Origin of the sequence: Paenibacillus sp. FSL R5-0928 (assembly GCF_037970385.1) — a bacterium.
In the GTDB taxonomy this organism is placed as follows: domain Bacteria; phylum Bacillota; class Bacilli; order Paenibacillales; family Paenibacillaceae; genus Paenibacillus_AQ; species Paenibacillus_AQ odorifer.
In genome coordinates this window covers 4,039,200-4,064,199 of the sequence record NZ_CP150225.1, presented here as the reverse complement: position 1 = coordinate 4,064,199, position 25,000 = coordinate 4,039,200, and the positions used below count along the sequence as shown (strand labels likewise).

Genomic DNA, 25,000 nt, shown 5'->3' with positions numbered 1-25,000 from the left:
AATGGTTTTCACCCTCCAAGGTTTTAGAAACGTTCGAACAACCCGCGCTCTATGCGCCGATTTGTCCATTGACCAACCGTTATGTATACAACACTAAGTAGTATGATAGGCAATGCATCAATTAATCGTATTGATTCTCCAGTTAGCAGCGTGCCTCGTAGCAGTTGTAGCGCATAGGTCAATGGGAAAATCTCACCTATAGCCTGCAAGTAGTCAGGCAAGTATTGCCTTGGAAACTGAAATCCACATAGTAGAGCAGTTATCGTAAATAGAGTATTTTGAACAATGAAGGTGTCCCTTGTATAAAGCATAATGCTTCCTAGCACCAGCGCCATCGCATAACATGATAGTAAAAACAGCAAAATTCCCACGAGGAGAGATATAAAGTGAACAGAGGGGAGCCGAAGTCCTGCCAAAAGGCCAAAGAAGAGAACCACCAGCAATTCCGCCCCGCTTCGATACAACTGCTGGACTGCGTTTCCTAGAAAATAACCGCTCCGGCTTGAAGGGGAGAGCAACAGTGCCTCAAGTGTACCTTCTCTCCATTCGGTAATAAGTGCCCTGGATACATTCATCATCATACTGACGGAAAATATACTGAGCATACCTCCAATAATTACATAGGTCAGATAGTCATCACTGCCACTATAGATAGCGAATTTTGAATCTATATCCCCATTGATTAGATACACATAAGAAAAATAAGAGATGATGACTAGATAAACTCCATCAATAATGTGCCCGAATGTAAAGGTCCAGGGAAAGGCTCTAAGATTAGATTTTTGGTTTCTTTTTAGAGTTGCGATAGCGATATGCCACAACTGTACTCACACCTTTCATTAACCTTATTGTTCAAGGTACTGCCTTTGCAGAACGAGAAGATTATCAAAGACTTCTTTGTTCACTGAATAAAATAAATAATTCCCTTTTCGCTGTGATTGGGTAAATCCTGCTTCACTTAGTTGTTTTAGCTGTTTAGAGACCGCAGCTTCAGAAATACCCAATATTGGCGCAAGCTGCTTGGTACAATGTGGACTTTTCCACAGTAGTTTCAGAATTCGCATCCGCGTATCATCACTTAAAGCTTTGAGTTGGCGCAACAGGTCACTCGGCGGTCCTTCACTAAAGGCAAGACCGGGAACATCCACCGTGAGTGGTAAAAATAAAGTATCTTCGTACCAGCCAACAAGCAGATGCGGAAATATGAATGTAGAGGGAAAAACGTACACTTGTCCAAGCTGTTCATAAGAAAAGTAATACGTTACTGCCTTTTGAACTGTTAGAGTCCCGTTCTCTGCGAGGAGGCGTGGGTGGAGCGTATTTAGTGCCTTTTCCGGGGAACGACTGGCTAAGTCTTGAAACTGAGCGGCTGAGATGTTCATAAATGGTTCAATATAGTCCCATTCCTGCCCGAAATAATCATGTTCGTATGTAATTAATGTTGAGATTAACAGCTTGCGAACACTAGCCAGATTGTTTATCAGGTACTTCACGTTTCCACTCAACTTCATCAGCGAACGCTTGCTTTCAGATTCATTCAGCCATTCGACTAGGGTACTTAGTGCAATTTCTTGATTCATAAATAGATACACTAGCTCTGCATCCGGAAGTTTTTTGAGTAGGGTGATTCCTTGATTGCAAGAAATAGGGACACCCATACGGTCCGGTAAATCTAGCAGAGCGATCCAACGGTCTGACAACTGCCCAAGTGTGTGGATGTTCTCCTGTAGAGCAAGAGGCATCCTTTTCTTGAGCTCCAGAGCCCATTGTAATCTTGTTGGATGGTGTTCTGGTTGATGGAAGACATGCAGACTGCATAATAACTCATGAAAAGGACTGACGACCGTTTTGATCTTTCGATTTAAAGTTTGGAGTGAGCTCATCTCTTTCCTCTCCGATTAACTGTTTGGTTAATCAAAAACCACTTTCGCGTAAAGTGTTCAAAATTATAGGGGGATTGGTCAGGATTGTCAAATCTTTTATGCAGAAAAAAGCGAGAGCACATCCCCATGCGATGGACATGGATGATGTTTCTCTCACTTATAGGATTCTTTTGATAGAGTTATGAAGTAGAGTTATCTTCTGCCTCTAGGCATCATGGAGTTATCGCACATGATATCTTTAACAGAATAGGTGTAGCAATGACGAGGAACTGGGACACAGTGATGGCGTCTAACGATTTCTACCGGGTGAATAACATTCACAACTTGAGGGTGGTAGTAATCTTGATAAACCACCTTAGGTGGGTCAGTGACAGTTTGGGCCGGGCATTTTGGACATCCTTCTGACATTTCCTTCAGCTCCTTTGTGTGTGAACTTACCGTATTATACGCACAGAACAAAGGCATGCTTGGTTATTTGTCTAGTTTATAAAAAAATGGGTGGGATTATTGTTTGTATATCTCTCGCATTACATGACGAAGCTCCGGGATAATGAGCCGTTCCATAGCCAATTTAACGGCTCCAGTGGAGCCGGGCATAGAAAAAACAGCTGTGTTGCCAATCGTACCTGCAATTGCCCGGCTAAGGATTGCCGCCGAACCAATGTCCTCTGTGTAGCTTAACATTCGAAAAATCTCACCGAAGCCCGGTAGCGTTTTATCAAGCAAGGATGAAACTGCTTCGTAGGTGGTATCACGGGGAGAGATTCCTGTTCCACCTGTCAGCAACACGGCCTCAACTTCAGTGTGATCAGCGTTTTTATAGAGTAGTTCACGAATGTCCTGATAGTTGTCTTTGATAATGGTATGACCAATAACTTCATACCCGGCAGCCTCGAGCATGGATTTGATTAATGCTCCACCGGTATCTGTTTCAGTAGTTCTGGTGTCTGAGACGGTAATGATGTAGCAGGAAACGGATTGTGGTGCTTCCTTCCGATGTTCTTCAACGGATGACAATGAGATCAGCTCCTAAATTAGAGATGTTCTCATGATAGGGTATGGGGAAGGCAAAGACAAGTTTTGTTATCAATCGCTATTCTTTTGAGGTTATAGGTGTGCCGCTTGCGTGCTTTGGCATCATGTAGTAAACTCGCTACCATACCCGTAATTTGCAAGGAGCGATGAATCATGGAACAGGTTGTACCTGTGTATATATTGTCAGGATTTCTGGGAAGCGGCAAAACTACCCTGCTGCAGCGCCTGCTGGAACATTGGAAAGATCAGGGCTTGCGCCCGGCCGTAGTGATGAATGAGCTGGGTGAAGTGAACCTGGATGGGCTGCTGGTTGAGCAAACCGTTCCTATGGCAGAGCTGCTCGGTGGCTGTATCTGTTGTTCTATCCGAGGGGATCTTAGCACAGAGCTAACTACTCTTATCAAGAAGGAATCACCTGATGTGGTTGTTATTGAGGCCACAGGTGCGGCGAACCCGTTGGAAATTGTAGATGGTGTAACCGAAACTTCACTGTATCAAAAAGTCGAGCTAAAAAGCTTGATCACCGTCGTTGACGCCGCGCATCTGCTCGAATTGTACCGTGCGCAGCAGGGGGCAACCTATCGACTGATGCAGGAGCAAATTCGCTGCGCATCTGTTTTGATTCTGAATAAAACTGACCGTGTCTCAGCAGATGAAGCGGAAGAGATCACAACTGTTCTGCGAAAATGGAATTCTTATGCACCGATTATGCCAGCGGAGCGTTGTGAGATCGACACAGAGGAGCTCCTGCGTAGTGCAGGTGGAGTTCTTACGGATACACAGCTTGAAGAGAGCGACAGCGAAAGCCAAGTGCATGAGGAAGCTCAACTACCTTTAGGAGGCACCCATGCTTCTCATGATCACGTGATGGCATACACACATTACTTCAAACGACCTGTCAACAGCGAGACCTTTGAACAGTTCGTCAAGGAGCTTCCGCGGGATGTTTATAGGGCTAAAGGCATTGTGACCTTTAATGACACCTCCAGTCGTTTTCTTTTTCAATATGCTTACCGTGAAGCTGATTTTATGAAAATCACACCTCAAGGCGAAGTCCCAGACGTAGCTGTATTTATCGGGGAACACTTCTCATCCAGTGAGTTACGCACGAAGCTGCTGGAGATGGAAGGACGTATTTTAGTTCGGCCTGGCACGATCAAAAGAAGCCTGTAATCCGTTCTGCTTCAGAAGAAGCTGTGGTTCATTCCTAATCTTGTAGGTTAATAGTAAGGCATACCCATTAAAAATGCAGGAGGTTGAAGGCTATGACCCGAATTCAATATCAGGAGTGCATTGACGCTTGTCTCGAAAGTATGAATGCCTGTAACTACAGCTATGTCTCAAGCCTAAAAGAATATGATCTTGCATCACTTCGTGAGAGCATGCGACTCGATCGTGAATGTGCGGATATTTGTTCTTATGCCATTCAAGCAATGACCCGTCAAAGTCCGTTTGTATCTGGAATTCTAAAACTATGTGCGGAGATTTGTGAAGCATGCGCAGATGAGAGCAGCAAGCATATACATAATCACTGCCAAGAATGTATTAATGCCTGCCGTAAAGCTGCAGAGGCATGCCGTTTGATTAGCGATGCTGTTGAGGTATATGCGTAAGAACGTATAGCTTAACTCTCATATATGAACTAATAGCCAGACTGTTGCTGTAGAAATATAGCAATAGTCTGGTTTTTTATATTCAGGTCTGTTTGATTAATGCTACTGGTAGAAAAAAAGGGGAGGAATACTGGATAGAAAGGAAGTTTTAGAAAGGGCTGCTATAGCAGTTCTTTCATTTTTTTGATTCCTAGAAGAGGAAATTCGTAGGGAACCGGAGAATTAACAGTAGATATGAAGGGAGAATGTTAAGTGGCGAACTTAGTAGATCGTAACTTTGCCAGCGGTAGTATAGATGTTGCTATTCCCCTGATAGAATTAGAACAGATCAGTAAACAGTATGGACGCCGACCCGTATTGGAAGAAGTATCGTTTACTATTGAAAAGGGGACTGCAACTGCTCTGATCGGACGGAACGGATCCGGCAAAAGTACGCTGTTGTCAATCTTAGCTGGACTGGTCCATATTTCCTCTGGAAAGCTGAGTTGTAAGGATTCAAATCTGAGAATTGGTTATGCACCTGAGATGTTTCCAGGGTTGAAGCTGACCCCAGAACAGTACTTGCGAAGTATGGGACAGATTAGCGGCCTTGCGCCAGTCCTGATCGAGCAGGAGCTAACAACGTTATTTCAACTTTTTAAGCTGGAGCACTTTCGCAAGCAGTCTATGCTAAACTTCTCCAAAGGAATGCTGCAAAAAATTAATTTGATTCAAAGCTTGCTGGGAAGTCCCTCATTGCTGCTTCTTGATGAACCTATGTCGGGCCTTGATCTCCCCTCAATGAATAAGTTAGCTGAGCTTCTCATCGGTTTGAGAAATAAGGGTACTGCTATAGTCTTCTCTGTACATGAACCCCAATGGATTGAATTGCTTGCGGATCAGGTTCATGTGATACATGAAGGGAAAATTGTAAAGTCAATTCAGGGGTCAGAGAAGCTGAACTTTAAACCCTCTACATACATACTATTGTCTAATCTGTCGATTCAGAAACTGCAGCAATTGAAGGAAATGGCAGGTTTCATTGCAATAAATACGTTTAAGGATAGTTGTAACATAGAATGTACGGCATTGACAGTAACAAGTTCAGAATCAGATGCTTTTTTGCGGGTTATCTTGGAGTCGGGTGGTTCAATACAATCGGTAGAACCTCGCGGAGGATCGCATGACTTAGAAAAATGGATGAATCCTAGAAGTTGAACAGGGGGTCTTACGTGTATCCGTTTATCGTTTACATGCTGCGAAGTTATACTCGATCTCAGCGTTATTTCGGCCCGTTAGCAGGGATTGTGATTGCAGTCTTGATATTGTATTCTTATAAGCCCAATCCAGTTATGAATAGCTATGCCGCTACAGCAGTAATGCTCTTTATAAGCTGCGCTTGGATGAGTCTTAGTTTTTTGAATCATGAGCACGCTGTTCATCGGCAGATTGCAGTTGTTCACATGCGAAGTGCGGCAAAACATAGTGCAGGTGGTATCTTAACGCTTGCATTTCTAACGTTGCTGATAGATCTATTGATTGTCCTTTATCCTTGGGTAACAGGTCATTTCGCAGAATCACCTGGGGCATATCGGTTAATTCTAGCGCTTATAGGACATGGATTGTTGGGTATGCTTGGTGTGGCTATTGCCCTATTCTTTCAATCTTCTTGGATTCAAAAAGGCAGTCACGCAACAGGTATGTTATTAGCTATCGTTGTACTATCACTGGGTGGAGCACAAATCAGCGAAAGTTTGCCTGGTATATTTCATTTTTTGATCTGGTTGTTGCCGCCAGTAACTCCTGTAATGGAGGCCATGATGAAAGCTGATACATTGTCATTAGCGGAGTTGTTAGGTTCATTTGCACAAGCATTAGTATATATAACACTGCTTATCGGTTTTTATTTGTACAGATCAAGACAGAGGGATTACAACAAAACATAACTTGTATAGATAAAAGGAACAAGGATACAGAAGTGGGGGAAAAGATGAAGGATACATATGTACCTGAGAGTGAACAATCGAAAGAGTTATTCGCCTATTTTGGACTGGCAGTTTATTATGGACAGGCCCTCGAGCAGCAGCTTACCAACTTGCTATTGCTTACTAAGCTATCACAAGGAAAAACGCCAACAGAAGCAGATCTGACAGACCTTTATCAGCGAAAACTCAGCAATTCACTCGGCCAACTCATCAAAGAAATCCAACATCATTTTCCTTTCTCGGAGCAAGAAACCGCTCAGTTGGAGGAAGTGTGGAAACAACGTAATTACATCGTTCATGATTACTTTAAAGAGCGTATACAGGAAACCTTTACGCCTGCCGGAAGAGCTAAAATGATTCGGGAGCTGAAACGTTTTAAAAATAAAGCAAGTAGACTTGAAGTTAAACTGCAAGGCTACTGCACAGAAATGTTCACGAAGCTTGGATTAGAGGAGGAAAACTTATTGTAATAATCCTTCTAAGCCGCAAGCTGTTACAACCTCTGGTCTAAAATGAACCGAAGAAGCTCTAACACAGCGAGAGAGTGCAGTTAAAGCTTCGCCTAATGCCGGAATCATCTCCGGTGTTAGGCTTTCTCCAGGTTCCCACCACCAATTGTTAATATTCAATGTTTGGTTCTTCTTATCCATCACCGGTTCAAATCTGCCAACAAAACGATCATTATATAATATTGGCAGTACATAGTAACCATATTCTCGTTCTATTGCCGGCTTATAGACCTCCCAGCGGTAATGAAATCCGAATAATTGCCGAACCAGCTCGCGTTCCCACAACAAATTATCCAGCGGAGCCAAAACAGCCGCAAATGAATCACGTGGTTGAAGCCCAATCTCTTCAGATTCTTGCAGCATCACAGACTCCAAGGTTGGAGCATCTATACTGCGGATATAAAGCGGAACCTTAATCCCCTCGACCCAAACTTCTCTGAGACTATCCTTCTCCAGCAATCTCTGAATCGCCGCCGCACGCTCTTTGCTCTTCAGTCCGGATATGCCCAGCCATCCGTCTCCAGATTTATTCCATAACAAGCCGATACTTCCTATTCTACGTATCACATACCAATCGTGAAATTGTTCTTCCGTGACATTTGGATCGGCTGAACTCAGCAGCTCTGAGGGTAACAAACGTTCAGCGAAATCATAATATCGCCGAGTATGTACACGATGGTGGACAACAATCTCTCCCCAAAAGTACATGCTTTCCATTGCAGCTCGTGATAATCTTGTCGGAGCCCAAGCCCAATCTACTTTCTCCTTTCCGTCTAAATCCAAAGAGGAGAGGGGACCGCGCTTCTGAAGCTCTTCACGAACCTGTGCTACAGCGACCATTACAGGCTCATTAGCCTGATGGTGGGAGGCAGCAGCTGTTCTTCTCCGCTTAAAATAAGGCCAATCCTCTGTACAATAAATAGACATGTTCTTGTCCCAGCCATCAACGAGCAACCTGTCTTTATACAGAAGCTCTTGGACCAGTTCTGGCGTAAATCCCGGAATCCGTGCTTGGAGGACCAGCTCATGATTATGGCCGGCAATATTAAGGGGGTCATATTGGATGCAGCCTACGTGACGAACATAGTCATAAATACTAAGTTTTCCGGAAGGGATAGCTCCGGCAGTTAACTTTTGATGAGATAGCAGAAAAAGCCTGGCTTGTTTCTTAGTCAGATTATAAGTAAGCATCGTTTACTCCTCCAAGGATATGTATTAATTTCCATAATACAGAACATCTGTTCTAAGATCAAGCAGGAAAAAACCCTGAATCACAATGAAGTGACTCAGGGTTGTAAATTACATTTTCTCAAGAGAGGGTTGCAAGTTTCCGAGTGCTGGACGGTTGCTTGCGCCAGCGTTATCGTCAGAGCTGTTAGCAGCGGCACCTACTTGCAGCTGGTACATACGGAAGTATCTTCCGCCAAGCGCCATCAGTTCATCGTGGCTACCGCGTTCTACGATCTCTCCGTGATGTAGGACTAGAATCTGATCTGCACTGCGAATCGTGGATAAGCGGTGAGCGATGATGAAAGTGGTGCGTCCTTTTTTGAGAACTTCCAGCGCATCCTGAATGACGCTTTCCGTTTCTGTATCGATGTTGGAGGTAGCTTCATCTAGAATAAGAATAGCTGGGTCAAAGGAGAGAGCTCTCGCAAAAGAAATCAATTGCCGCTGACCCGCAGATAAAGTACTTCCTTTCTCAATTACCGGTTCATCAAATCCTTGTGGAAGATGAGCGAGCAACTTATCCGCACCAACCTCACGCAATGCACGTTCTACACGTTCACGTGAAATTCGTTCATCCCCTAGGCTGACGTTCGAAGCAATGGTGCCCGTGAAGAGGTACGGATCCTGCAGCACGATGCCCATGTGATTCCGCAGCCACTGCTTCGGAATATCCGTAACCTTTTGACCGTCAATCGTAATATCGCCTTTTTGTGGATCATAGAACCGGAACAGCAGATTGATGATTGAGCTTTTGCCGGAACCCGTATGACCTACAAGAGCGACAGTTTCACCCGGGCGTGCTTCAAAGGAGATATCGCGAAGGACGTAGTCTTTTTTATAAGCAAAAGATACATTCTTAAATTCCACTTTTCCTTTGTAGCGTGGCATGGAGCCGTCAGTAACATTCTCTCCAGGTTCATCCATAAGCGTAAACACACGTCCCGCAGATACCATAGAAGTATCCAGGTTCGCCAACTGGTTCACCATACCTGTGATAGGTTGGAACAAACGTCCGAGCACATCGACAAAGGCATACAGAACGCCTAAGGATACAAAGGTTGAACCAGTAATACTGCCATGTCCGAAATACCAAAGCACCATCACAAAAGAGAGACTACGAAGTGAGTTCACCAGATTGTGGGACGTGAAAGCATTCAGATTTAACATTTTATTCTGATATTTCAAGTAATCATCGTTCAGGTTCTCAAATTCTGCACTAAGCTGCTTCTGACGGCGGAATATCCGGACGATTGACATCCCCTGAATCGATTCATTAATAATGGCGTTAATTTCACTTAGACGTGAGCGAATGATCGTATTGTATTTGGTCGCAATTTTGCGATAGAGCACGATCCACAGCACAAGAATAGGTACAATGAACAAGCTGATCAGACCCAGACGGACATCAAGTAAGAACAGAGCGATATATACGCCAGTTATATTGATAATACCGGTGCTGAAATTGGAAAGGACGGCAATGAATAGATCCTTAATCGCCTCGGTATCATTTGTAACCCGCGACACTACCTTACCAGCAGGCAAATTGTCAAAAAAATGAACGGGTAGTCGCTGGATATGTGCGTATACATCTGTTCGCAGCTTCCGGATTACCTGATTCGCCGAAGATTGCAGCCAGTAGGTTTTTCCGAATTCAGCAAAGATGGAGATTACAAGAAAAATAGCATACATTCCGACCAACTGATAGATTCCAGGAAGCTCAGGTTTGTAAAAAGCGAACAGCTCATCGGCCGATAGCTTAACCGCCGGATAGATAACTTCGTTATCACCACGGGTGATATGCATCTCTCCATCGATGAACTTTCGTTCACCGTCAGGCTGTGTTACAGCTTCGTTAATAAAATAAAAACTTCTCCCTGCTTGAAGAACACGAATTTCTTGGCCTTTAGTTTCACCAGGCTCAAAGCGATCGCCCCGTTTGTATAAACTATTGTTATATTCAGCCGCCTTATCGGGAGACGTGGTGCTGAAATAGGGCTTCTCGATGGCCAGCATGTGATTGTCGATCATGCTTTTGGCTATAAATGGACCTGCCAGCTCTGCCGCTACCCCGATTGAAAGCAGCAGAAGGGCTGCGATAAAGGTTTTCTTTGCGGTCAATGCATATTCCAGCAGGCGTTTGCCTGTACTTTGTGTCAACCGTGACACCTCCTAAAATGTTTTGCGTAGTCGTAGCTCGTTTATTTATGGTTGTAGTTTAATCATTCGATAAGTTATTTTCGACTTGCTGCCGATCATATTGTTCACGGTACCAGCCATTCAAATCCAACAGCTCCTGATGTGTACCTCGCTCAACGATTTGTCCGTTATCCAGTACAACAATCATATCGGCATGTTGGACGGCGGAGAGACGGTGAGTAGAGATTAATGTGGTTTTTCCGGCACGTTCATTCCGGATATTGTCGATAATCTGAGCTTCCGTACGAGCGTCAACGGCTGATAAGGCATCGTCCAGAATAAGAATATCAGGATTAGCGATAAAAGCTCTGGACAGAGAGACACGTTGCTTTTGTCCACCGGAGAGAGATACACCACGTTCACCCACCAGAGTATCCAGACCATCGGACAATGTGCCCAGGTCGTTCTGGAAAGCGGCAGCTGTAATGGCTTGCATAATCGTATCGTCATCGGCGTTGTCTAGACCAAACTGAATGTTTTGCCGAACGGATTTGGAGAAAAGAATTTGCTCTTGCGGAACATAACCCATCCAGCTATGCAGCTGATCCAGGGAAATCTGTTGAATAGGCACGCCAGAGATAAGGATCTCTCCATTACCTGTCGGATATTCGCGGAGCAATTGTTTGAGCAGTGTAGATTTCCCGCTTCCTGTACGCCCGACTACACCTAATGTCTGCCCTTGATTCAGGGTTAAGTTGACATGGCTTAGATTGTCTATCGTCGAAGAAGGATAACGGAAAGTCACATCGTTAAGCTCGATTCGAGTAGGGTGGGGAACTTGAACAGGATGGGCAGCATTTTGAACATCGGGTTTGGAGTTTAACGTCTCGTCGATACGTTCGAGGGAAGCTCCACCACGCTGCATAATGTTGATCAATTCTCCAATAGCGAACATCGGCCATACAATCATACCGAGGTACATATTAAAGGAGACAAGATCACCCAGTGTGATCTGATTGCGGAATACAAGGTAAATCCCATAAGTAAGACCAATAATGTAGCTGAGTCCAACGCAGAAGCGGATAGTTGGTTCGAAGAAAGCATCGACACGAGCTACGGCCATATTTTTGTTGTAAACATCTTCAGTAATATCCGAGAAACGTTTTTCATCAAGACGCTCTTGGACATAAGCACGGATTACGCGTACACCAGAGACAGATTCGAGCACTTGGTCATTCATATCTCCGAATGCATCCTGCGCTAAGCTGTATCGATCATGAATAGCTTTACCATAAAAAATCATAGCTATTGCAATTAGGGGTAATGGTAATACTGCTGCAAGGGTCAATTTCCAACTCACGAGAAAGCCCATCGCAAACAGCACAACCGTGAGGTAGATTGTAGAATCCACCAGTGTAAGCATCCCGAATCCTACGGTAGCTGAGACGGCTCTGATATCATTGGTTGCCCGGGCCATGAGGTCACCAGTTCTATTTTTTTCGAAGAACGAGGGTGTCATAGTCATAAGATGATTCATAAATCGGGAGCGCAGCAGGCGCTCAACAAGGTTGGAACCTCCGAAAAGTTTGTGCATCCATATGTAGGTAATCCAATAAATAACTAGCAGCAAAATAAAGATCATGCCGATATATTTGGCAAGCGAAGCTGTAGTAATCGAACCGCGTACTATGTCGTCAATGGCATTGCCTAGCAGACGTGGAGGGAGTAATTCAAGAACGCCTACACCTATGAGTAATATGAGTCCAATCAGGTAACGCCTTTTTTCTCGGCGAAAAAACCAGCCGAGATCGCGAAGAACAGAGAACAAGTAAATCCCTTCCTTTCAGGTTGTAATGATTGCTTGTGATGCTGATAAAAGCGCAAGTGATTATCTCTTCAGCAAACAAAAAAGGCATATCATCCGAAAACGGACGATATGCCTGTAATTTACAGCTATCATGCGCACGGTGCGTTACAGCACCAAGCATGTGAGAGACCTTCAAGAACTAAAGTTATACGGTCCATAAGACTCGTAAAAAACTTCAGGATGGCTTAATCACTTGGGCTGCTTCGGTATTCGGTTGAGTAAAAATTCCAACAATAGTAAAATAATATGGCTGTAACTTCGTAAACACCGCGCTCACCCCTTTCATTAATTTGGTAATAACTAGAAGACGTTTAGTTATGTTCAGAGTTTATCATCCGGTTCGCGAATTTGTCAAACTTAATTTTAAATGGATTGGGAAATCATTAATTGCATAAAGTTGTTTGAATATCGACTTATTTTCGTTATGATTAGAATATACAAAGGAGCTGAGAGAAATGAACATGGAAATTAGTCAAGCAGCGGCAGCTTGGTTTAAGAGAGAATTGGACCTTAAGAATGGAGACTATATTCGTTTATTTCCCCGGTATAGCTCGGGAGGTGGACTTCACCCCGGTTTTTCGCTTGGCATTGCTACAGAAGCGCCTGGGCGTCCAGCTATTCAGGTCAAACAGGATGATATTGTGTTCTACATGGAGGAGCAGGACTTGTGGTATATGGAAGGTTATGACCTATCTATCGTATACTCTGAGTCAGAGGATGACATTGAATATAAGTACGAACCAAAGCCGGTATCCGGCGAAGTGCAGGTATAGTTGTCTTAATGATTGTTTATTTTAATCAGGAAAAGCCCTTGCCAAAAGGCAGGGGCTTTTCAAATGCTGTCTTTAAAAATGAGGGTATTCCAGTTGGAAATACATAGGTGTTATCAGTGCAAATTGCGAGAGGTTTCTTCCTCCAGAGCGAAGTCGAAGTCGTCAATATCGTACACCTGAACTGGAACTCCACCCTCGATGATCCGTTGAATCAATTCAAATTGATCCGTTAGGATAGGTACTTTCTCACGTTGTGAGGACAGCAGAAGCTCTGTTTCGATGGGATCGAACATCTCACCGTAGACAGCGGTATCCATACTGTTAATGATGGTGATTTTGGATTGCCCGCCAAGGAGAATACCTGAGCTTTTCGCCCATGGCACTGCTAAACAGCGGTTGATCTTCTTCGCGTTGAGCGGTTCTTCAAAATAAGCAATGAGCTCACTAATCTTCAACTTAACATGCTTGTCGTCGTCCGGACGGTTCATCAACGGATCATCGCTGTCTCGCAGTTCGTATAGTTCCATCACAGTAGTATAAGGCACTATATATTCTACAGGGCTGCTCGATACGAGAAGCTGGCCGTAAATCGCCATCATGACGGCTTCCGTCACAAATTGTCTAGACATCGTTATCCTCCTGAAGTTCGGTACTGCAATTGTACTTATGATCTAAAATTATAAAAACACTGTAGAGAGCAAAAGTCAACTGTACTTAGCAACTCACTAAAGAGAAGGGACAGAATATTCCTGTGAAGCAATGGAAATCATATTTTACTTTTGTACGACCTTATATGAAATTGATTGTGTTTACGCTGTTTATCGGCATGATCAAATTCAGCATTCCGCTAACACTGCCAATGATTCTGAAATACGTGGTTGATGACCTCCTAATGAACCCGAGCATGGGGATTGAGGAACGGGTATCGCATTTGATGCTTATTCTGGGTGGTGCCTTAATTTTATTTGTTATCGTAAGAGGACCCGTGGAGTATTATCGCCAATACTTTGCTCAGCTTATCACAAGTAAAGTGTTGTTCGATATGCGAAATAAGCTTTACAGTCATTTACAGCGGCTGTCACTGCGGTATTATCAGAATACCAAGGTGGGAGAAGCCATCTCCAGATTTATTAACGATGTTGAGCAGACCAAAAATTTGGTCGAAGTCGGCATGATGAATGTATGGCTCGACACGTTTACGCTAGTTTTTGCTTTGGGATTTATGTTTTATTTAAATCCGGTGCTGGCGCTCGTGTCTATCTCGGTATTGCCTTTTTACGCAATTGCTGTTAACAAATTGTATAAGCGGCTTAAGCTTTTAACGAAAGATCGTTCCCAAGCTCTGGCTGGCATTCAAGGTTATCTCCATGAACGGATTCAAGGGATATCAATTATCCGCAGCTTTACGATGGAAAAAGTGGATCAGAAGCAGTTTGAAGACATCAACGGTAACTTTCTAAAAAAAGCGATGGCGCAAACTCGCTGGAACGCTATGACCTTCGCAATTATTAATACATTAACGGATATAGCACCTCTTTTGGTCATCGGATATGGTGGATATCAGGTCATTCATGGCAATTTGACAGTAGGTACCTTTGTAGCTTTCTTTGGCTATCTGGACCGGATGTATTCCCCGCTGCGGAGATTGATTAATTCCTCGACGGTGCTTACACAAGCCTCTGCTTCTCTTGAACGGGTGCTTGAGCTGCTGAATGAGCCTTATGATATTGTAGACAAGCCGGGAGCAAAAGTGCTGAAGGATGCACGTGGTGAGATTGCTTTTCAGAATGTATGGTTTAAATATAACGAAGAGAATGATTGGGTCTTAAAAGATATTAATCTGAGTATTCAGCCCGGACAGACCATTGCGTTCGTCGGAATGAGCGGTGGAGGAAAGTCCTCCCTTATAAGCTTGATCCCGAGATTCTATGACATCAGTAAAGGCAGCCTCCAAATGGATGGTTATGATATACAGGAATTAACACAGGAAAGCTTGCGCAGGTCTGTCGGTATGGTCTTACAAGATAATTTCTTATTCAGCGGATCTGTGCGTGAGAATATTTTATTCGGTAATCCTAACGCCACGGAAGAAGAGGTCATTTCAGCAGCGAAAGCTGCCAATGCGCATGATTTTATTGAGCAGCTGCCACTGGGTTATGAGACAGAAGTGGGAGAACGTGGTGTAAAGCTATCCGGAGGACAGAAGCAGCGGGTTGCTATCGCAAGGGTATTTCTCAAGGATCCGAAGGTTCTTATATTAGACGAAGCTACTTCGGCGCTGGATCTGGAATCGGAGCATTTAATTCAACAAGCGCTGCAGTCCCTTTCTTCGGAACGTACTACACTAATTGTAGCGCATAGACTGTCAACGATTACACATGCAGATCAGATTGTCGTACTTGAGAATGGTGAAATTACTGAACGGGGTACGCATGAACAGCTGATGTCGATAGAGGGTAGTTATGCGCGATTATTTAACGTACAGCATTTAGACGCTTAATATGTTTTGGAAAATAATTAAACACCTTAGTGGTCCTCTCGAAAGAGAAGGCCACTTTTTTTGAATTCCAATCAGGCTTGTGGCACACAGTAACTTATACTATGGCAAAAATCCTTCTGGGGACTTGAGTCTTTTCGGAGATCATGTGCGTCTAAAGCTTATAAACATCATGAAAGGAAGTGAGGAACGTGAATAAAACCACGCTTGAGGAAAAGGCGATAGCTGGTGATGAAGACAGCTTTACTGTTCTTATTGACGGCATGCAGGAGCGTTTATACCGAATGGCCTACTCCTATGTGCGGAATCAAGAGGATGCGCTGGAGATTGTGCAGGAGACCGTCTTCAAAGCCTATATCTCCATTCATAAATTGAAGCAACCGCAATATTTTAAAACTTGGCTCACCAAGATCGCTGTCAACTGTGCGCTGGACTTTATCCGTAAATCTAAAAAAATCGTGTATATAGATCAAGAGCTAGGAGGCAGCTATGCTCCGAAATCTAGGGAAGAAGTTATGGACTTGCATGAAGCGCTCAGCGGCCTTGATGAAAAATCAAGAATGGTGATTGTGATGAGATATTTGGAGGACTTGCCCATAAAGGAAATTGCAGAGGTTCTCGATATGCCCCTGAGCAGCGTCAAAACCGTTATTTATAGAGGTTTGGAAAAATTAAAAATAAGTATGGAGGAGAGTGAGAACTTTGGATAAGCAACTAGAACGTCTACAACAAACCTATAATGAGATTGAAATTCCTAAAGAACTATCATTCGCTTCTCGTAAAGGAATTGAAAGAGGGAAAATCTATAAACAGAAAAACAGTTCTTCAAAACGTACTTTGAAATGGACAGGATCAGTAGCTGCTGCTGTATTGATTTCTTTTACGGTGGGTGTAAATACGGTTCCTGCTTTTGCGAGTAGTATGGATCAAATACCGGTTCTAGGTAAGCTGGTCAGTGTTCTGCAATTTACGGAGGGAAGCGCAGGAGGTGGAACTATTCAGGATGGAGTAGATGTGAATTTTATTTCGGTCAAACAACTGAAGAATAGTGATCAATTGATTTTGAATTTTGCAAATCCGGATGAAACTCAACAGATGGCAAGCTCATATAACGTAAAGTTTACGGAAAATCCGGCAACAATGACGATTACAGTAAGTGGGGCCAGAAAATTCTCAGCAGTCAAAGATCTGGAGACATTAAAACAAAGCCGATATGTTCAGGATGCTTATCCACTAATTACACTAGATGATTCGGCCATTCGGTTCAATGTCACGCTTACGGACTCGGTTGCTTATGAGGTGAAAGAATATAAAGAGCCAGCACAGGTAGTGATTACGTTAAAAGAGAAAGGAGACGAAGCAAAAGGGGGCTCTGTATATTCCTTAAGAACGGTCTCACAGCCTTCTGGTGAGGCGCTGGGTATGGCTGAAGAAATGTTATATGGGTTAGAGGATATGCGGATGTTAAAGGATCAGAAAGGCTTATATCTCGTGGAAGCAGGATATTTTAATACAGAAGAAGAGGCTTTGAAGCAGTTGCAGAAAATTAAGACAGAGTATGGCGTTGAAGATTTATTAGTCGTTGAAAAAAGAGCAGCACAGCAAATTCCGCAGTCCATTTCTCAGGTGGAGGAATAATGAAGAAGAAGGTTCAAAAAAGGCACAATAAAAAAAGACCGCCAAAAGCGGTCTTTTTGTGCTGTTCTATTACATTTTGCCGATCATAAGTGATAAAATGCCGGCTGCGATCAGCGGACCGACCGGAACGCCTTTAAATAATGCAACCCCGATCACTGTGCCAATCAGCAGACCCGCAACAACTGTGGGTTGGTTGGTCATGAGCGTAGCACCGCGGCCTCCAAGAAAAGCGACGAGAATGCCGATAGCGATAGCAAGCAAGGACTTCCAGTGCAAGAAGGATTGACCGACTGTCTGCAACGATATTTTGCCGCTGGCTAATGGGGTCATGACCCCGATGGTCAGGATGATAATCCCGATGGTTAAACCGTATTTTTCTAGCCAAGGAAAGGTTTGCTGCAGGCCAAGTACTCTTAGCAGTAATAGGACGACCATTGCTATTGTTACAGGGGAATTGCTGCTGATAATTCCCAGCGCTGCAAGTCCAAGCAAAAGCAAAGAGGTCATGTCCATCTTAATGTTTCAACTCCTTAGGATTAGAACTTTCTTTTGACACAATGTGATCTGCGATAAGCTTACCATGCCCTCTTCCGGTCTCAATAAACACTTCGTTAGCATTGCGGCCGGAGGCGATTACTCCAGCAACATACAACCCTGGAACATTACTTTCCATGGTAGAGGTGTTAAAAGCAGGCTTATCCATGTCGTCATCCATGATCACACCCGCTGAAGTGAGGAGGGTACGGCTAGGACGGAAGCCAGTCAAGGCAAGAACGAAATCATTATCCAATGCTTTCTTGTCCCCCTTATGATCCGTAACAATTACTGAGCTTGCAGTAATTTCAGTGACACGCGAGCCTAAGTGCAGAGTGATTTTCCCTTTTTGCACCATGCCTTCAAAGATTGGCCGAACCCAAGGTTTAATATTCTCTGAGATGCTTTCACCACGATATACCATATCTACCGTAGCTCCTACACGCATAAGCTCCAGCGCTGCATCTACTGCGGAATTACTGCCGCCAATTACAGTTACCTTCATTCCCGTGTAAGGATGAGCTTCACCGAAATAATGAGTAACTTTAGGTAGTTCTTCACCTGGAATGCCAATCATATTCGGCTGATCAAAATAACCTGTTGCTATAACTACATTAGCAGTGATACGTTTCTGATGCTCACCACGCATATTTGACGTATGTACGGCAAAGGTTCCATCTTCAAGCGGCTCAATGGATAAAGCTTCTTCATAAGCGGCGATCTCTAGACCATATTGCTCAGCGGCTCGGCGATAATAGACAAGCGCTTCGTGACGGTAAGGTTTGTCGTTGGTCGAAGTGAACGGAACATCCCCGATTTCTAATAACTGAGCCGTACTGAAAAATTGCATATTTGTTGGATACAAATAAATGGAGTGTACAATAAAGCTTTTTTCAATGATAAGGCTGGACAGGCCTTGGCGTTGGCATTCGATAGCTGCCGAGAGGCCGCAAGGACCTGCACCGATAATAATGACATCTTTCATAAAGCGGGTTACCTCCTGATTGTTACTATCTTTTCTTTAAATCCTACCCTAAATTCATGAATTTTTCCATAAGAGCAGATTGAGTATAATAACCATTGCAAGAATAACGTTGATTATTATATAATTAGATATATATCTAATGTTTCAATTTATTGTGAAATTCTAGGAGCGTGAACCCAGTGCAGTTGGAGAAAATCGTGAGTTATCATAAAGCTTTAGCTGATCCAACGCGTCTTCGCTTATTGTTGCTTCTGTCCCAAGGAGAAATGCACGGGCAAGCGCTGGCTGAGAAGTTGAATTTATCGCAGCCTACAGTCACTCATCATGCGGCTAAATTACGTGAAGCGGCTCTAATAAAAGAAAGACGCGACAAAAATACAGTTTATTTTAAGTTGAATCCGGAGTTTATCAATAATGGTGCTGAGGCTTCACTGCAGTTTATTTTTTCGAAAGGAGCTGAGAATATGGAAGAGCAATTGCCTGAGAATAGTCTTCAGGATACTGTAATTCGTAATTTTTTCTCTAAAGATGGCCGGCTGCGGCAAATTCCAGCACAATACAAGAAGAAATTGATAGCGCTTCAATACATGGTTGAGAAGCTGGAGCCAGGAGTTGTTTATACGGAAAAGGAAATCAATGAGTTTATTAAGCAGTTTCATGAAGATTTCGCCACTATTCGTCGTGAATTCATCATGCATCAGTTTATGTATCGTGAGAAGGACAAGTATGAACTAAATCCTCGAGAAGTATGGACTCGGTGGGAATATGTCAAATAATGATCTTTTAAATATTAACATTCTGTGTCGATTTGAAATGTACTGATTAATTATTCGAATTTCGAATAAAATGGAATTGTAAGCGTTATCTGAGACATATTTAGAAAGGAGACTTTCGTTATGTTATTTAAACGCACAAAAAAGCAACCCAAATCAGATCATGTAACCGTCACATTACCCCAAGTGAAACAGGCGATTCGAAAGTTCGAAGAAGATATGCCTGGACCTATTAATAGAACAGCATTAATCTTAGAGGACAAAAGAATCGATATGAGTCGCCTGAAACGTTATTTGGGTGGAATACCCGAACGGAATTTCTATATGTCACGAGAGACCTATGAAATTTTCGAGGAAGAAGACAAGTTAGTGCCGTATTATCTGGATTTAGTTCAGGCTGCTGTAGACAGTTATATTAGTGATACAGGCAAGCTACCGTTGCTTGAAGACACCTGGTTGCCAGAGGTTCATTATCGATTGTTATCTACAGAAAGTTATCTAAAAGAAACACCTCCTTTTCCGTTGTATATTACGGATGAAGAAATGATGCTGACCCATCGGGCAGAGCATTTCGAGTAAAGGAATGACGCTGATACGAATCTTCATAAAGACTGTTCAGTAAAAGGGAAGCCATAAATCCTTTTTGTTGAATAGTCTTTTCTTTGTCTCTTAAGGCATAGTACAATTACATTCTGTAGGTTAGGTTTGAAAATTAACAGCATGTAAGGGGAATCGCTTGATGAAGGAAGTACAAGCTATTTTATTTGATCTGGACAATACTTTAATGGATCGCGACTATACATTTCGCAGCTTTAGCACTCAGTTCGTGCAGGATTTTCTTGGGCATCTGAAACCTGCGGAAGTGCAGGCCGTGATTGAGGATATGATCCACAGAGACGCTGATGGCTATCGTGATAAAGACGGATTTTTCTTAGAACTTAGTGAGATCCTGCCTTGGGAAAAGCCTGTGACGGCTGAACATATCCGGGCGTATTATGATGCGAGCTACATCAATCATGGCGCAGTCATGGAGCATGCTTTGGAGGTTCTGGAGTATTGCGTGGAGCGTGGATATACTTTGGGGCTGGTCACCAACGGTAAAAAAGAAATCCAGAACACCAAAATCGATATTCTCGGCCTGCGAGAGTACTTCAAGGCTATAGTTATATCTGGAGAAGTTGGCATTGCGAAGCCTGATCCTGCGATTTATCAATTGGCACTAGACAAGCTGGGTGCCTCTGCGGATCAAACCTTGTTTATAGGGGATCATCCGGTAAATGATATCTGGGGTGCAGGTAAGGCTGGCCTTGAAGGAATTTGGCTGCAAAGGAAACATCCTTGGGACGATCAGCTGGACATCCAACCTTGGAAAATGATCCGTGAGCTGAAAGAATTAAAGGCTATTTTGTAATCTGGAAAATTTGGGGTTGACATTTTACTGCTGCACCAATTATGATAACAGCATCTTAAATTTCGGAAGGAGACGATGTTTTATGACAGTTTTAAATGTAATGAACTCAACTGTTGTGGATACGTGTCTTCCGGGAACAGCTGCTGCCGAATAATTGATTCGTGCAGTTTAGCAGGTAAGCTCAATTACGCTTATTAGAGCCGCCGGGAACCGTATAGGGTCCGGTGGCTTTTTTGCGTGTGTAGAAAGATTGGATTTGGTGTAATAAATCCACATGTCTATATACCGCCGCCGGAGTCTTTATTTCCGGCGGCTTTTTGTGTTCTCGGAAAACGCCAAGGGGCAAGAAAAAACATAAACATATCTTTTAGGAGGAAATGAATGAATAGCATAAAGCAATATGGTTGGAATGAAAACTGGAGTACAAAATGGAATGAAAAGTGGAGTCATGCAGAGGATAAACAATTTATACCCGGGAGAATCGTTGGTGATTTCGGCAGTAAGTACAAAGTGTTAACTGATGTAGGAGAGACGTGGGGAGAGCTTGCCGGGAAGCTGAGACACACATTTGTATCCTCGGGTGATTTTCCTGCCATTGGAGACTGGGTAGCATTAGCAATGCAAGATGGCGGCGAGCATGGAATTATACATGGCGTATTGCCCCGGCAGAGTGTGATCTCACGCAAGGTCGCAGGAAATACACAAGATGAGCAAATTGTTGCCTCCAATGTAGACACGTTATTTCTGGTCAGCGCGTTGAATGATGACTTTAATGTTCGCCGGATGGAGAGATATCTGATCATGGCTTGGAATAGTGGGGCAAATCCAGTTATTCTACTCACTAAAGCGGATCTTTGCCCGGATGCAGACAGTAAAATCGCTGAAATGGAGAGCGCGGCTCCCGGAGTATCAGTACATGCTGTTAGTGCAATACAAGATGAAGGGCGCGAGAAGCTGCTGCCATACATTGGTGAGGGTCAAACAGTAGCTCTAACGGGCTCCTCCGGTTGTGGGAAGTCGACAATGGTCAACTGGCTATGCGGGAAGAACCTTCAGATTACTCAGGATGTTAGAGAAGGGGATAGCCGCGGACGTCATACTACTACCCACCGTGAACTGTTTGTTTTGCCGGATGGGGGGATTATCGTAGATACACCGGGGATGCGGGAGCTGCAGCTCTGGGAAGATGAAGGTGGTCTTGATCTAGCCTTTAGTGATATCAGCGGCCTAGCTACTAAGTGCCGGTTTAGTAACTGTAGTCATGAACGCGAAGAGGGCTGTGCTGTACTTGAAGCAGTCCAAACAGGTGAACTGGAAGAGAAGAGACTATTCAACTACCGAAAAACACAACGAGAAGTATTGTACCAAAATAATAAAGAAGCCAAGCTTAAGAGAAAAAGCGCAGCTTCCACTAAAGTGAGTTCATCCAGAACCAGAGGATACGGATGGCGTAAAGAGCTGGATGAATATTAAAAAGAATTGATATAACGGCATAGACATTGGAAAAAGGCGCCCCTTAGCTTTTGACAGCTAAGGGGCGCCCTTAATTATTGAATTGAATCTAAACGGTTATGGTTTAGAAGGATGCAGCAGTTTCCTTAGCCAGTTGCAATCCGTTTTCAATGATTTCAGCAGATTGTGCTGGAAGTTGGTTGTGGCCTTCGATGATTACTTGTGTAATATCTTTAATTCCCCACAGGTTAAGGTTACCAACGATGAAGTTTACTGCCATTTCAGCACTTGCTGCAGGACCTTCAGAGTAGATACCGCCTCTTGCATTCAGAACGATTGCTTTTTTACCTGTCAAAAGACCAACTGGACCTTCAGCAGTGTAAGAGAATGTTTTACCAGCTTGGCAAAGGTAATCTACATAAGTGTGCAATACAGCAGGTACAGTCATGTTCCACAGTGGGAAACCGAATACTACCTTATCTGCAGCGATGAACTGGTTAAGATATTTATTAACGATAGCGGCACCAGCTGCTTCTTCAGGTGTTGCTTCGTATCCTTGAGCGGCTTTATACATACCAGTGATCAGGGTATTGTCGTAGTATGGAAGTTGCTCTGCGAACAGATCAAGCTCAGTGATTTCATCTTCTGGGTTGTTGAGCTTGTAGCTCTCCAAGAATTCATTGTAAAGCTTAACACTTACGGATTGTTCTGCTGGACGGTTGTTTGCTTTAATAAATAGAACTTTAGACATTATGATTTCTCCCTTGCATGTGTGTATTTAATATTAACTATATTTAATATAGCATGTAATCTTTTGTTTGTAAATTATTTTTTTGTCATTGAAATTAGTTTACGCTCAAGGAGTTTGAAAAAATGAAAACAAGGTTAATAGGTGATACAAGAGAACAGGAAATAATTTCCTGTCTCTATAAGTTCCAGAATGATCTAAAAGGAGCGATTGACATGTCCATCGATCGGTTTATCATTAAAAAATTGGACAGCTGTCACGAAGAGCATACGCGTCAGAATTTAGTGAAGCTATTTAGACTTCGAATCCAAAAAGCTGAAAAAGCAGAGCAGAAGAATTACAAGATCAGCTGATAATTGCTTAGCTCTTCCTAATAGTAGATTTTTCGCTGAATGAGACAGAGTCCTTGGGTTAAAAAAGTCCGTAAATATAGCAGAGCAGTGATCCTCCCGTTAAGGGGGATCACTGCTCTGCGTTTTTAGTCTTGGGCAGATTGTTTCAGCTTAGAATCAGCAAAGGAAGCTGACCGACCACAAACGTTACTTTGGCAAGTGACATTGTAGCGTCAGGTAACCCGCTACCTCTAATCTGCTGACAAATGCAAAGTCATTTGTCGAGTTACACACTAAGTGACCTTCCAAGTTATCCTCAGCGGCCAACGGACTCAGATGACGTTATATGCGAATTTTTAGTCATTAGAGCAGAGTTTCGGACTCCAGCGCAGCTATTTAGCTTTTTGAGGTCGTTAATTAGTGTTTTTCGTGCCAATAGTGACTCTGGGGTCCGATAGGATTCCAAATGAGCCAAAAAGCTGCGATTAAGGTCAACTGAGTCCGAAAGCATCCAACAATGAGTCCAATAGCAGTCAGCTATGTGACTAGTCAGTAAACAGCAATTCAATTTTGCTATATAGCAGTCCCAAGTCGAACCAAAGCAAACCATGCAGAACTCAAGCAGAACCAGACAGAACTAAGGTCGCATACTTTAATAGTAGAAGCTATGTATGTGTAAATGGTATCTAATACAAATGATGGCTCGGATTTAGATCAAGATGCTAGAGGGAGCTCCAAAATGGTCAAGAGTCCCAGCGGCTATTATAGTGTTAAGTGACAACTCCCTGGAATGTCATGTAACCCGCTATACATACATCTGCACCACCGAGTAATAAACATCCATCGCAGGCAACGGACTCAGATGACGTTATATGCGAAATTACTGGCATTAGAGCAGAGTTTCGGACTCCAGCGCAGCTATTCAGCTTTTTGAGGTCGATAATTAGTGTTTTCGTACCAATAGCGACTCTGGGGTCCAATAGGATTCCAAATGAGTCAAAAAGCTGCGATTAAGGTCTTCTGGGTCCGATAGCAGTCGGCTATGGGATGGCCGGCAAGCAGCAATCTAAAATGTGCTATGAAATAGCACAAAGCAGTACAAAATAGCACCAAGCAGAACCAAGGATGATTTTGATAGTAGAAGCTATGTATGCGCAAATGGTATCTAAATCAAACGGAGTGTCATTTTGGATCAAGTTTAGCTTCAAAAAGAAAACGAGTCTAAGCTGCAATTCTTAGTTGCTTAGGACGCTCTTTATTAGAAGCTTAGGACTGCAATGTTGTGACAAAAAAACTACCCCTCCATTAATAGAGGGATAGCGCCAATGAATCATTTTCACTGTAACTGTGCAATATAGCTTCAGAGCCTTTAATTTCGATACTAATCAGAGAATTGAGGCATTTCTGGAGGGCACTTTTGCCCTTTTGAATTTTGAGCTCCAGCGTACTGTTAAGTAATCTAAGTACTTTTTGAGTGGGCTGTTTATTTTCTGTTGTGAAATACACAGGTACAAGTTTGTTCTGAAATGTGATGAGCATTCTCATTTTGAAATCACCTCGCTACAAGTATTTCATGTTAATGATCATACCCCTTGTTTCTTAATTTTACCTTAAAATTAG

At 43.2% G+C, this 25,000-nt stretch carries 25 protein-coding genes; 14 read left to right on the top strand and 11 right to left on the bottom strand.

Features of this window, described 5'->3' with window-relative positions; translation table 11 throughout:
• Nucleotides 1–23: 23 nt before the first annotated feature.
• From MKZ16_RS18250 to MKZ16_RS18240, 3 genes are all read right to left on the bottom strand, one after another.
• Nucleotides 24–821 (bottom strand): ABC transporter permease, encoded by a 798-nt coding sequence (locus tag MKZ16_RS18250; RefSeq protein WP_036688041.1) that lies wholly within the window; start codon nt 819–821, stop codon nt 24–26.
• Between the two features lie 24 nt (nt 822–845).
• On the bottom strand, nt 846–1,883 hold the full coding sequence (locus MKZ16_RS18245) for a metalloregulator ArsR/SmtB family transcription factor (RefSeq protein ID WP_076103968.1): 1,038 nt from the start codon (nt 1,881–1,883) through the stop codon (nt 846–848).
• 504 nt (nt 1,884–2,387) lie between these two features.
• Nucleotides 2,388–2,906: a molybdenum cofactor biosynthesis protein B gene (locus MKZ16_RS18240; protein WP_036688034.1), complete on the bottom strand. Its 519-nt coding sequence runs from the start codon at nt 2,904–2,906 to the stop codon at nt 2,388–2,390.
• 165 nt (nt 2,907–3,071) lie between these two features.
• Between MKZ16_RS18240 and MKZ16_RS18235 the strand changes: the two genes are divergently transcribed.
• From MKZ16_RS18235 to MKZ16_RS18215, 5 genes are all read left to right on the top strand, one after another.
• Complete coding sequence (locus tag MKZ16_RS18235; protein ID WP_038571630.1) at nt 3,072–4,091, top strand: GTP-binding protein; 1,020 nt, start codon at nt 3,072–3,074, stop codon at nt 4,089–4,091.
• A 92-nt stretch (nt 4,092–4,183) separates the two neighbouring features.
• Nucleotides 4,184–4,531, top strand: coding sequence for a four-helix bundle copper-binding protein (locus tag MKZ16_RS18230; protein ID WP_036688030.1), 348 nt, complete (start codon nt 4,184–4,186; stop codon nt 4,529–4,531).
• A 252-nt stretch (nt 4,532–4,783) separates the two neighbouring features.
• The gene (locus MKZ16_RS18225) at nt 4,784–5,728 is read left to right on the top strand and encodes an ABC transporter ATP-binding protein (protein WP_076103967.1); all 945 of its coding nucleotides are present in this window, start codon (nt 4,784–4,786) and stop codon (nt 5,726–5,728) included.
• A gap of 14 nt (nt 5,729–5,742) precedes the next feature.
• A complete protein-coding gene (locus MKZ16_RS18220; RefSeq protein ID WP_076103966.1) occupies nt 5,743–6,456 on the top strand; it encodes a hypothetical protein in 714 nt (237 codons plus the stop codon).
• Nucleotides 6,457–6,500: 44 nt separating this feature from the next.
• Nucleotides 6,501–6,965 carry a hypothetical protein gene (locus tag MKZ16_RS18215; protein ID WP_038571625.1) on the top strand — a complete coding sequence of 155 codons (465 nt, stop codon included), beginning with the start codon at nt 6,501–6,503 and terminating at the stop codon, nt 6,963–6,965.
• Here MKZ16_RS18215 and MKZ16_RS18210 read toward each other — a convergent pair.
• The 3 genes from MKZ16_RS18210 to MKZ16_RS18200 form a co-directional block, all read right to left on the bottom strand.
• A complete protein-coding gene (locus MKZ16_RS18210) occupies nt 6,957–8,195 on the bottom strand; it encodes a winged helix DNA-binding domain-containing protein (protein WP_036688023.1) in 1,239 nt (412 codons plus the stop codon). The genes MKZ16_RS18215 and MKZ16_RS18210 overlap by 9 nt on opposite strands.
• Before the next feature lie 108 nt (nt 8,196–8,303).
• Nucleotides 8,304–10,391 carry an ABC transporter ATP-binding protein gene (locus tag MKZ16_RS18205; protein WP_036688022.1) on the bottom strand — a complete coding sequence of 696 codons (2,088 nt, stop codon included), beginning with the start codon at nt 10,389–10,391 and terminating at the stop codon, nt 8,304–8,306.
• Between the two features lie 58 nt (nt 10,392–10,449).
• Entirely contained in the window at nt 10,450–12,198 is a 1,749-nt protein-coding gene (locus MKZ16_RS18200) for an ABC transporter transmembrane domain-containing protein (protein WP_036688020.1), read from the bottom strand.
• A gap of 494 nt (nt 12,199–12,692) precedes the next feature.
• Between MKZ16_RS18200 and MKZ16_RS18195 the strand changes: the two genes are divergently transcribed.
• On the top strand, nt 12,693–13,010 hold the full coding sequence (locus tag MKZ16_RS18195) for a HesB/YadR/YfhF family protein (RefSeq protein WP_036688019.1): 318 nt from the start codon (nt 12,693–12,695) through the stop codon (nt 13,008–13,010).
• Nucleotides 13,011–13,123: 113 nt separating this feature from the next.
• Here MKZ16_RS18195 and MKZ16_RS18190 read toward each other — a convergent pair whose 3' ends face one another.
• Nucleotides 13,124–13,639, bottom strand: coding sequence for a hypothetical protein (locus MKZ16_RS18190; protein WP_038571616.1), 516 nt, complete (start codon nt 13,637–13,639; stop codon nt 13,124–13,126).
• 122 nt (nt 13,640–13,761) lie between these two features.
• Between MKZ16_RS18190 and MKZ16_RS18185 the strand changes: the two genes are divergently transcribed.
• From MKZ16_RS18185 to MKZ16_RS18175, 3 genes are all read left to right on the top strand, one after another.
• A complete protein-coding gene (locus MKZ16_RS18185) occupies nt 13,762–15,510 on the top strand; it encodes an ABC transporter ATP-binding protein (RefSeq protein ID WP_076098750.1) in 1,749 nt (582 codons plus the stop codon).
• Between the two features lie 188 nt (nt 15,511–15,698).
• Nucleotides 15,699–16,217, top strand: a complete 519-nt coding sequence (locus MKZ16_RS18180; RefSeq protein WP_036688013.1) for a sigma-70 family RNA polymerase sigma factor — start codon at nt 15,699–15,701, stop codon at nt 16,215–16,217.
• The gene (locus tag MKZ16_RS18175) at nt 16,210–17,145 is read left to right on the top strand and encodes a DUF4179 domain-containing protein (protein ID WP_076103965.1); all 936 of its coding nucleotides are present in this window, start codon (nt 16,210–16,212) and stop codon (nt 17,143–17,145) included. The genes MKZ16_RS18180 and MKZ16_RS18175 overlap by 8 nt, the downstream gene beginning before the upstream one ends.
• A gap of 69 nt (nt 17,146–17,214) precedes the next feature.
• Here MKZ16_RS18175 and MKZ16_RS18170 read toward each other — a convergent pair whose 3' ends face one another.
• Together MKZ16_RS18170 and MKZ16_RS18165 are read right to left on the bottom strand one after the other, a co-directional pair.
• Nucleotides 17,215–17,658 (bottom strand): DUF441 domain-containing protein, encoded by a 444-nt coding sequence (locus MKZ16_RS18170; RefSeq protein ID WP_036688009.1) that lies wholly within the window; start codon nt 17,656–17,658, stop codon nt 17,215–17,217.
• Nucleotide 17,659: 1 nt separating this feature from the next.
• On the bottom strand, nt 17,660–18,664 hold the full coding sequence (locus tag MKZ16_RS18165; protein WP_036688007.1) for a YpdA family putative bacillithiol disulfide reductase: 1,005 nt from the start codon (nt 18,662–18,664) through the stop codon (nt 17,660–17,662).
• Nucleotides 18,665–18,843: 179 nt separating this feature from the next.
• On the opposite strand from MKZ16_RS18165, the gene MKZ16_RS18160 reads away from it, so the two are divergent.
• The 4 genes from MKZ16_RS18160 (at nt 18,844) to rsgA (ending at nt 22,321) form a co-directional block, all read left to right on the top strand.
• Entirely contained in the window at nt 18,844–19,440 is a 597-nt protein-coding gene (locus MKZ16_RS18160; protein WP_036688006.1) for a metalloregulator ArsR/SmtB family transcription factor, read from the top strand.
• 120 nt (nt 19,441–19,560) lie between these two features.
• Nucleotides 19,561–20,016 (top strand): DUF3939 domain-containing protein, encoded by a 456-nt coding sequence (locus MKZ16_RS18155; RefSeq protein WP_036688004.1) that lies wholly within the window; start codon nt 19,561–19,563, stop codon nt 20,014–20,016.
• 160 nt (nt 20,017–20,176) lie between these two features.
• Nucleotides 20,177–20,848: an HAD family hydrolase gene (locus MKZ16_RS18150; RefSeq protein ID WP_076103964.1), complete on the top strand. Its 672-nt coding sequence runs from the start codon at nt 20,177–20,179 to the stop codon at nt 20,846–20,848.
• Nucleotides 20,849–21,229: 381 nt separating this feature from the next.
• The gene (gene rsgA, locus MKZ16_RS18145; protein ID WP_076103963.1) at nt 21,230–22,321 is read left to right on the top strand and encodes a ribosome small subunit-dependent GTPase A; all 1,092 of its coding nucleotides are present in this window, start codon (nt 21,230–21,232) and stop codon (nt 22,319–22,321) included.
• A gap of 103 nt (nt 22,322–22,424) precedes the next feature.
• Here rsgA and MKZ16_RS18140 read toward each other — a convergent pair whose 3' ends face one another.
• Nucleotides 22,425–23,051 carry an FMN-dependent NADH-azoreductase gene (locus tag MKZ16_RS18140; protein ID WP_038571605.1) on the bottom strand — a complete coding sequence of 209 codons (627 nt, stop codon included), beginning with the start codon at nt 23,049–23,051 and terminating at the stop codon, nt 22,425–22,427.
• Between the two features lie 122 nt (nt 23,052–23,173).
• Here MKZ16_RS18140 and MKZ16_RS18135 point away from each other — a divergent pair, with 122 nt between their 5' ends.
• A complete protein-coding gene (locus MKZ16_RS18135) occupies nt 23,174–23,401 on the top strand; it encodes a hypothetical protein (protein ID WP_038571602.1) in 228 nt (75 codons plus the stop codon).
• 1,284 nt (nt 23,402–24,685) lie between these two features.
• Here the strand turns inward: MKZ16_RS18135 and MKZ16_RS18130 are convergent.
• On the bottom strand, nt 24,686–24,925 hold the full coding sequence (locus MKZ16_RS18130) for a hypothetical protein (protein WP_036687997.1): 240 nt from the start codon (nt 24,923–24,925) through the stop codon (nt 24,686–24,688).
• Nucleotides 24,926–25,000: the final 75 nt, after the last annotated feature.

Bases quoted from the DNA above. Each gene is read 5' to 3' on its own strand.
- MKZ16_RS18230 (WP_036688030.1), top strand. From the start codon at position 4,184: ATGACCCGAATTCAATATCAGGAGTGCATTGACGCTTGTCTCGAAAGT.
- MKZ16_RS18150 (WP_076103964.1), top strand. From the start codon at position 20,177: ATGAAGGAAGTACAAGCTATTTTATTTGATCTGGACAATACTTTAATG.
- MKZ16_RS18140 (WP_038571605.1), bottom strand. From the start codon at position 23,051: ATGTCTAAAGTTCTATTTATTAAAGCAAACAACCGTCCAGCAGAACAA.
- rsgA (WP_076103963.1), top strand. From the start codon at position 21,230: ATGAATAGCATAAAGCAATATGGTTGGAATGAAAACTGGAGTACAAAA.
- MKZ16_RS18130 (WP_036687997.1), bottom strand. From the start codon at position 24,925: ATGAGAATGCTCATCACATTTCAGAACAAACTTGTACCTGTGTATTTC.
- MKZ16_RS18155 (WP_036688004.1), top strand. From the start codon at position 19,561: ATGTTATTTAAACGCACAAAAAAGCAACCCAAATCAGATCATGTAACC.
- MKZ16_RS18165 (WP_036688007.1), bottom strand. From the start codon at position 18,664: ATGAAAGATGTCATTATTATCGGTGCAGGTCCTTGCGGCCTCTCGGCA.
- MKZ16_RS18210 (WP_036688023.1), bottom strand. From the start codon at position 8,195: ATGCTTACTTATAATCTGACTAAGAAACAAGCCAGGCTTTTTCTGCTA.
- MKZ16_RS18190 (WP_038571616.1), bottom strand. From the start codon at position 13,639: ATGTCTAGACAATTTGTGACGGAAGCCGTCATGATGGCGATTTACGGC.
- MKZ16_RS18215 (WP_038571625.1), top strand. From the start codon at position 6,501: ATGAAGGATACATATGTACCTGAGAGTGAACAATCGAAAGAGTTATTC.
- MKZ16_RS18235 (WP_038571630.1), top strand. From the start codon at position 3,072: ATGGAACAGGTTGTACCTGTGTATATATTGTCAGGATTTCTGGGAAGC.
- MKZ16_RS18170 (WP_036688009.1), bottom strand. From the start codon at position 17,658: ATGGACATGACCTCTTTGCTTTTGCTTGGACTTGCAGCGCTGGGAATT.
- MKZ16_RS18245 (WP_076103968.1), bottom strand. From the start codon at position 1,883: ATGAGCTCACTCCAAACTTTAAATCGAAAGATCAAAACGGTCGTCAGT.
- MKZ16_RS18195 (WP_036688019.1), top strand. From the start codon at position 12,693: ATGAACATGGAAATTAGTCAAGCAGCGGCAGCTTGGTTTAAGAGAGAA.
- MKZ16_RS18135 (WP_038571602.1), top strand. From the start codon at position 23,174: ATGAAAACAAGGTTAATAGGTGATACAAGAGAACAGGAAATAATTTCC.